This window comes from Dellaglioa sp. CoH-56-MRSF-13, assembly GCF_056782095.1.
The window spans coordinates 1-7,509 of the sequence record NZ_JBXAYC010000011.1 but is presented as its reverse complement, the minus strand read 5'-3'; the positions used below and the strand labels follow the sequence as shown (position 1 = coordinate 7,509).

The following is a 7,509-nucleotide window of genomic DNA, read 5'->3' as shown; positions in this document are numbered from 1 at the left end:
AAAAACAAAAAGTTAATCCTGAAAATTACATTTTTGGCGCAATGAGAAATACTTTTGAAGTGTGGTACAGCGAATACTTGCAATCATTAAGTTAAAATGGCTAAATTAGCTCATATAAGAGCCATAGAGAAACTTTAAAAGCAACAAAGTACAAAGACTAGTAAAATGTTAAAAATGCCTTAGAAGCGTTATTAAAGGCAATTAAAATCAAAGGACAAGATAATATCTTGTCCTTTTTTTCTGATTATTTTGAAGTTAAACAATTAAATTATGTATCATACTACCTTTTTTAGAAAGCTCATTTTACACTGCGTAATACGTCTGTTTACTGTCACTTACCATATCAAAAACAGTCAAAAATAAAAGGGTATATAAACTCACAAGTTCGCCCTTGTATTTTTTTTATGTTTTTTATCTGTTTTCATCACAGCAAACGACCGAAAACGCACTGGAAAAAATGAACTATCAAAATAAAAAAAGGGGGTGATCTATGTACATAATTTAATAACTTAAAAATAATCATCAATCCAGCTTCACTCACTCAACACCTAAAAAAAATGTGTTTAAAAGAAAGGACAGAAAAATGAATAAAAAGTTTTTAAAGCAACAATTAGATAATGCAGAAAGCGAGAATAGAGTGATAAGTAAAGCTCAAAATGAACAAGAAACTAAAGTGTTAATACGAAAATATGGAACGCTAGGTAACTTAAATAAACGATTGTTAGAATTAGAATATTTTTAAATTATAAGGAGTGGAAATAATGGAACTAATAAGTGTAGAAACAATATGTGAAACAATAAATGGAAAAGAATATGATTAATTAATATCATTTCCTAGTTTTAGATAATTGAATCCTCTCCTATTTCTTATTAAACTTGTTTTAGGAAAAAGGGGGCTACAATGATTACAAAATTAAACAGTTTTTCAGACAGGGATTTAGAACAATTGGCACAGATTTGGTTGAATGGCAATTTACAAGCACATTCATTTATTCCCGCTCAGTATTGGAAAAATCAATTTGTGAACATTAAAAAAATGTTGCCTGAAGCAAATATTTTTGTGTATAGGAATAATGAAATAATTATCGGTTTTTTAGGCGAATTAGATGGTTACATAGCTGGATTATTTGTTGACATGAACTACAGAAAGCAAGGTGTTGGTAGCCGATTAATTAATTACCTAAAACAAATAAACGACAAATTAACACTTTCAGTCTATGTAGATAATATTAATGCCGTTAATTTTTATGAGAATAAAGATTTTATCATAGACAGTGTAGGTATGGATACTGAGACTGATTCAAAAGAGTATCGTATGACTTGGGAAAAATAAAAGGTAAAGACTTTTTTTATAAAAGCTTTGCTTTTTATTTTGCAATAAATAATGCTAATGTAAGTGACAGAATAATTAGTACCAATATCGCTAAGACACTTTTGATGCCAAAAGCAATAGTTAGACTTATCAAAATAATAAGTGGCAAATAAAAATAGTCCAATTTATTGACTTCTGAGCAATCCATACCAGTGTAGATTTATTAAAATTGTTACCAAAAAAACGCGTGTAGTTTGCTTACAGGAAATATTGGTCATAACTTAATACGATGAGAAATTATATTAGCATTCAAAATAAGTTGAGATACAGATACTATCTCAACTTATTTTTTTATGGGGTTAAGCTGACACCAGCTTGCCCCACGCGGGTAGCGTTCTGCATGACATGCTCTCACTGAAAGTGATCCTGCAATGATAAATTGCCCCGTCACGGCGTGACCCGCCAGAGGTTTTACAAGCCGGATAAGTGGCGCTGTAAAATAGCAGTTTCCCCAGTAAGAAGGGGAAACGCTACGGTCATCGCTTGGCGATGACGCGCCTCGCAGAGCCTGTCCAAAATATTATTTTGGTATAACAGGCTATACCAGATTTTTAACGGTGTTATACTGGTCTTGGAAAACCCTTTTTGAGGAGGCATTTTTGATGGCGCATTTAAAGAAAAATACGCGTGGCGCAGTCCCAGGTTTAGCGGTTCACTTTGAACGTAAAACCGACCATCACACTAACAAAGAAATTGATGTGTCGAAAACCTATCTAAATCAAGATCTGATGGCGGATGGTTCTGATATGCTGTCACGCTTCAATGCGCGTTTAAATGACGTTTATTGCATGAAAAGAGACGATGTGAAGGCGTTAGCGACTTGGATTGTCACTTTACCTGAAGAACTTACAGAAGCGTCCTACGAGCAACAGAGCGCCTTTTTTGAAGCAACCACTAATTTTCTGAATGACCGTTATGGTCAAGAAAATGCCGTGGCCGCTGTCGTACATTATGACGAGACAACCCCTCACTTGCACTATGCCTTTGTCCCAGTGGTTTTTGATAATAAAAAAGCACGTGATAAAGTATCCGCTAAAGAAGTCCTCACGCGCCATGATTTGCAAAGCTTTCATGAGGATTTAGATGAGCATTTAAAAAAAGTGCTGCCCTTTTATGAACAAGGGATTTTAAATAACAAAACCTTACCGTTTGAGAATGTCGCTGAAATCAAAAAATACAACGATCAGTTTAACGCTTTAAAAACTGAACTAGCCGATATTGAAGACAATATTCGTGCGAAACAGGCCGTACTTAAAATCACGGATCAAGCCTTAACGGAATTGGACTTAGCCGAAAAACAAATTGATGCCTTTAAACAAGACTTATCTAAAAACCTCTTTGGTAAGACGGTGCTTAAACCAGATGACTTAGATCGCTTTAAAAGTGTGTTAGCCACGATGAAGAAAGCCACCTTGCAAAGCCAGCATGAGACACGAGAACTCAAGCAAACGTTAGGCCAAGTCAACGCGCAATTAGCTGACATCCAAGCTGACTATCAAAACCTGAAAGAAACTCATCAAATGTTTCAGAAGCGGCAGCGAGAACAGCAAAAAATGGACTATGTGATGCGTGACATGCTTAAAAATGATTATGGTGTCGACAAACTATCGCATACTGATGTGGAGGCTCGGTATGTTCTTTATAAGCTGGATCATGAAGAACTCACTCAAAATAAAAAAGTAGCCCAGACCTGGTTAAAGACACTGACGACAGCTAGAGCAGATCCAGATACGAAAATAGCGCCAACTAGATTAGATTGGGGTATTGAACAAGTTAAAGCATTAATTAATCGAATCATTGAATTAACGCGTGATATTTTTAAAGGGCCAAGTCTTTAACGTTATAACGGCCTATTTGCTCGTCTAAGCGTTTTTAACCATGTGACGTAGAAATAATCATCAAATAGATTCAAACGTCGCTATTGGCTTAATAAGGGGCAATTAGGTTACATAACCAGGAATCCATCATTTAAAATAATGCCAAACAAAAAGAACACTCTGGACAAACATTATGTACAACGGTGTTCTTTTTGTTTTGTTTTTATTAATTCAATAAAAAGGCGAAGCCTATTATAAGTTTATCTTTTATATTTTAATCTTTTGTTCTTTTGCGTGGTTATAAAGTGAGCATTAGCAATGCTTCAAAGCTAAATACGTGTACAAAATACTGTGCATACGTGTACAAAATACTGTGCATACGTGTACAAAATACTGTGCATACGTGTACATTTTATTTTTTCATGTACACGTAAAATGCTATAATAAAAAGCATAAAGAAATTCCCGACAAAAAGTTTTTCTTTATGCTTATATCCAACAACACGCCCAAAGGAGTGTATCTATATGTCCATTATATCAGAATCAAAGACAAGGCAGGTGCAGACCTTGAATGAATTATCAAAAAGAAAAGTGGTCGAACACAATAGCTTAATCACATCCATTGCCAAAATGGATAAAACGCCGCTTAAAATGTTTGAATTAGCTGTTTCTTTAATCGATACAGAAAACCCACCTCAAGATCAAACGGTTTATTTATCAAAGCAAGAAATGTTTGCTTTCTTTAAGGTGAATGATAACGATAAACATAGCCGATTTAAACAAGCGATTGAAAGAATGCAGAAACAAGCTTTTTTTCAGATTAAAAAAGAACAAGATAAAGGGTTTAAGTTTGTTAGTATTGTGCCAATCCCTTATGTGGAATGGACGGATTATAGTGACGAAGTAAAAATTGAATTTCATCGTGAAATCATGCCTTACTTAATCAATCTTAAAAACAATTTTACGCAACATGCTTTGTCAGACATCGCAGAATTAAATAGCAAGTATGCCATTATTCTATACCGTTGGTTATCGATGAATTACAACCAGTACGAGCATTACAGCTTTAAAGGTGGTCGGAGACAAGACCAAATTGATAGTTATCGTAATCCTGAAATTAGTATCCGAGATTTACGAGAAATGACAGATACGATAGATGAGTATCTGGATTTTAGAAATTTTGAAAAAAGAATTTTAAAAAATGGTATTGAAGAAATTACAAATAATACAACTTTTAATGTGACGTACGAAAAAGTTAAAAAAGGGCGCAGCATTGATAGCATTGTCTTTCACATTACTAAAAAACAAGTTGCGGCTGATAGTAGTTATAAACAGGATGATCCCGTTTATATCGAGGGCAAGATTCGTCAAGAAGAAACAGAAGATATGTTGACTGTTAAGGCAATAAAAAGTCCCTATACAAAGTTACTTATGGAGCAGTTTTTATTGTCATATATTGATTTAACGGATACGACTATTTTGTCAGGGTTACAGAAAAATGTATATCCACTTTATGACGAATTAAAAGAATTACGTGGTTTAAAGGGCGTGAAAGAACACTTAGCCTATATCAGAGACAAACAAGATGACTATTCGAAAAAGAATATTGCTAAGTATCTTAAAAAATCGATTGAACAGTATCTACCAATCGTTAAAAGGCAGGATATAGATCATGAGTGACAATTTAAAAACGATTCGAGAACTTGCAGATGAGTTAGGAGTTAGCAAGAATAAAATTCATTATCAAGTTTCTAAAATATCAAGCGAATATGTAGTTAGAAATAATAGTATGAAGCTATTAACCGCTGAAGCGGTTAAACAAATAAAAGAAAATATAGGTATTGAATTAAACAGTAGTTTAAACAGTAAGTTAAATACCGTTAAACACCAAGAAAACACTAATATAAAAGGAAATACAAGTGTTGAAGGCGTTGAATTAAACAGCACTTTAAATAGCTATTTAAACAGTCTTAAACACCAAATTGAATATCTTGAATCTCAAAATACCAATAAAGATGAACAAATAAAAAGTTTAGTGGAAGCACAAAAACAAACGCAAAATTTGTTAGACCAGCAACAACAATTAGCCTTACAAGATAAAAAGTTGTTAGAAGAATACAAAGCAAAAAACGACAGATTAAAAGTTCTCAAAATGCCCTCACAGGAAACACAATTCAAACACTTAGACAATCAATATAAAGATGAAGTGAACGCTCTTAAAGAGAAGTTGGAAAATTTGCAGGAACAAATCAAAGATCAAAAAAGGATAGAAGAACAAGAAAAACCAAGAAAATGGTGGGGACTATGGCGAAAATAGATGATTCAGTTAAAAAGAAAGTTCCTGAATTGCGATTTGCGGGGTTTGCTGACGATTGGGAAGAGCGTAAGTTGGGTGAATTAGCTAGTTTTTCAAAAGGCAATGGATATACAAAAAATGATTTAGTCGAATTTGGAGATCCAATAATTTTATATGGTCGCTTATATACAAAATATGAAACAGTTATTGAGAAAGTAGATACATTTGTAAATAAGAAAGATAACTCAATAATTAGTGAAGGATCTGAAGTCATAGTACCTGCATCAGGAGAATCTTCAGAAGATATTTCTAGAGCTTCAGTTGTTGGTAAATCAGGTCTAATTTTAGGCGGAGATTTAAATATAATTAAACCAGTAAATTATATTGATTCTATTTTTTTAGCTTTAACTATTTCTAATGGATCTCAACGACAAGAAATGTCGAAGAGAGCTCAAGGAAAATCTGTAGTTCATCTGCATAACTCTGATCTAAAACAAGTAAATCTTTTATATCCAAAATTAGAAGAACAACAAAAAATTGGGACATTCTTCAAACAACTTGATTGCGCTATCGCTCTTCATCAACGTAAGTTAGATTTGTTGAAAGAACAGAAAAAAGGCTACTTGCAAAAAATGTTTCCAAAAGCTGGAGAAAAAATTCCTGAATTGCGATTTGCGGGGTTTGCTGACGATTGGGAACAGCGTAAGTTGGGGGAGATATTTAACTATGAGCAACCAACAAAATATATTGTTAAATCTACAGAGTATGATGACACTTTTAATACACCTGTTTTAACAGCAGGTAAGAGTTTCTTATTGGGCTATACAGATGAGATTACTGGGATTAAAAATGCTACCGTAGAGAATCCAGTTATTATATTTGATGATTTTACAACTGGTTCTCATTATGTAGATTTCCCTTTTAAGATTAAGAGTTCCGCAATGAAATTACTTAGTTTGAATGATAATTCTGACAATTTCTATTTTATGTTTAATACGTTGAAGAATATAAAATATGTACCTCAAAGTCATGAACGTCATTGGATTTCTAAATTTTCAGAATTTGAAATCTATAAACCTAGTCAGGAAGAACAGCAAAAAATTGGTTCATTTTTCAAACAACTCGACGACACTATCGCTCTTCATCAACGTAAGTTAGATTTGTTGAAAGAACAGAAAAAAGGCTTTTTACAAAAGATGTTTGTTTAGGGGCTATAATTATATAATGACCCCTAGAAAAGACTATTAAAACAGCCCTCGTTATCTACTAGTTGGATAATGGGGGCTGTTTTTTTGTTAAATGGTATAATGGATCATATATAGCAGGACTATTATTTCAAATCAAGCAAGGATTTGATCCCAAGAAAAAGAAAAATTTACCCAATCGACTTTACCTTGATGATTTAGAAGTTACAGCAAAAGACGTGTATATTAAACGGGATTTTGCTAATAAAACGGCTGAAACCCTTGATACAAGCGGACATCACGAAATCGGACGCCGACAAGAAAATAATAAAACAGCTGAAACCCTTGATACAAGCGGACATCACGAAATCGGACGCCGACAAGAAATGGCTGAAACCCTTGATACAAGCGGACATCACGAAATCGGACACAATCTATATAAGACTAACTTAGATACTAATAAAGATACTAATAAAGATACAAGCATGCTTGATTTTTCATCAATTAATTTCTCTCAAAATGTTCTACAAAAACAAAATCAAGACATTGTAGCTAATGCAAGCGAATTTCTAGTATCAAACGGAAATGCAGGTAAAATTCCTTTAGAAGCTGAAACAATAAAGTTAATCAGTTTATGGTCTGCAAATGATCCAAAGAAAATGGAAAAAATGATTGGGATTATTTTTAATGCTAAAAAAGCAAGTGAAACATTTATTACTCAACAAACAGGAAAACCAACAACTATCTTTTTAGATAACTATGAAGATTTGCAACATGACATCACAGTTTCATTGAGAAGAACATTTAACGCTATTAGAAATAAACAGGATAAAAAACAAAA

Annotated in this window: 8 protein-coding genes; all 8 read left to right on the top strand. The window is 33.3% G+C overall.

Features of this window, described 5'->3' with window-relative positions:
• Positions 1–583 precede the first annotated feature (583 nt).
• The gene (locus AC1RP1_RS07495) at positions 584–742 is read left to right on the top strand and encodes a hypothetical protein (RefSeq protein WP_185931198.1); all 159 of its coding nucleotides are present in this window, start codon (positions 584–586) and stop codon (positions 740–742) included.
• Between the two features lie 159 nt (positions 743–901).
• The gene (locus tag AC1RP1_RS07490; RefSeq protein ID WP_220741389.1) at positions 902–1,333 is read left to right on the top strand and encodes a GNAT family N-acetyltransferase; all 432 of its coding nucleotides are present in this window, start codon (positions 902–904) and stop codon (positions 1,331–1,333) included.
• Entirely contained in the window at positions 1,321–1,485 is a 165-nt protein-coding gene (locus AC1RP1_RS07485) for a hypothetical protein (RefSeq protein ID WP_013102110.1), read from the top strand. Before AC1RP1_RS07490 ends, AC1RP1_RS07485 begins: the two co-directional genes overlap by 13 nt.
• A gap of 489 nt (positions 1,486–1,974) precedes the next feature.
• Positions 1,975–3,210 carry a MobV family relaxase gene (gene mobV, locus AC1RP1_RS07480; RefSeq protein ID WP_481761987.1) on the top strand — a complete coding sequence of 412 codons (1,236 nt, stop codon included), beginning with the start codon at positions 1,975–1,977 and terminating at the stop codon, positions 3,208–3,210.
• Positions 3,211–3,713: 503 nt separating this feature from the next.
• A complete protein-coding gene (locus AC1RP1_RS07475; RefSeq protein WP_481761986.1) occupies positions 3,714–4,868 on the top strand; it encodes a RepB family plasmid replication initiator protein in 1,155 nt (384 codons plus the stop codon).
• The gene (locus AC1RP1_RS07470) at positions 4,861–5,505 is read left to right on the top strand and encodes a hypothetical protein (protein ID WP_481761985.1); all 645 of its coding nucleotides are present in this window, start codon (positions 4,861–4,863) and stop codon (positions 5,503–5,505) included. Before AC1RP1_RS07475 ends, AC1RP1_RS07470 begins: the two co-directional genes overlap by 8 nt.
• Positions 5,493–6,692: a restriction endonuclease subunit S gene (locus tag AC1RP1_RS07465; RefSeq protein WP_224143287.1), complete on the top strand. Its 1,200-nt coding sequence runs from the start codon at positions 5,493–5,495 to the stop codon at positions 6,690–6,692. Before AC1RP1_RS07470 ends, AC1RP1_RS07465 begins: the two co-directional genes overlap by 13 nt.
• A gap of 62 nt (positions 6,693–6,754) precedes the next feature.
• On the top strand, positions 6,755–7,509 hold a 755-nt coding region (locus tag AC1RP1_RS07460; protein ID WP_481761984.1), incomplete at its 3' end, for a plasmid replication initiation protein.

Coding starts and splice junctions, on each gene's coding strand:
- AC1RP1_RS07495 (WP_185931198.1), top strand. CDS start 584: ATGAATAAAAAGTTTTTAAAGCAACAATTAGATAATGCAGAAAGCGAG.
- AC1RP1_RS07490 (WP_220741389.1), top strand. CDS start 902: ATGATTACAAAATTAAACAGTTTTTCAGACAGGGATTTAGAACAATTG.
- mobV (WP_481761987.1), top strand. CDS start 1,975: ATGGCGCATTTAAAGAAAAATACGCGTGGCGCAGTCCCAGGTTTAGCG.
- AC1RP1_RS07475 (WP_481761986.1), top strand. CDS start 3,714: ATGTCCATTATATCAGAATCAAAGACAAGGCAGGTGCAGACCTTGAAT.
- AC1RP1_RS07470 (WP_481761985.1), top strand. CDS start 4,861: ATGAGTGACAATTTAAAAACGATTCGAGAACTTGCAGATGAGTTAGGA.
- AC1RP1_RS07465 (WP_224143287.1), top strand. CDS start 5,493: ATGGCGAAAATAGATGATTCAGTTAAAAAGAAAGTTCCTGAATTGCGA.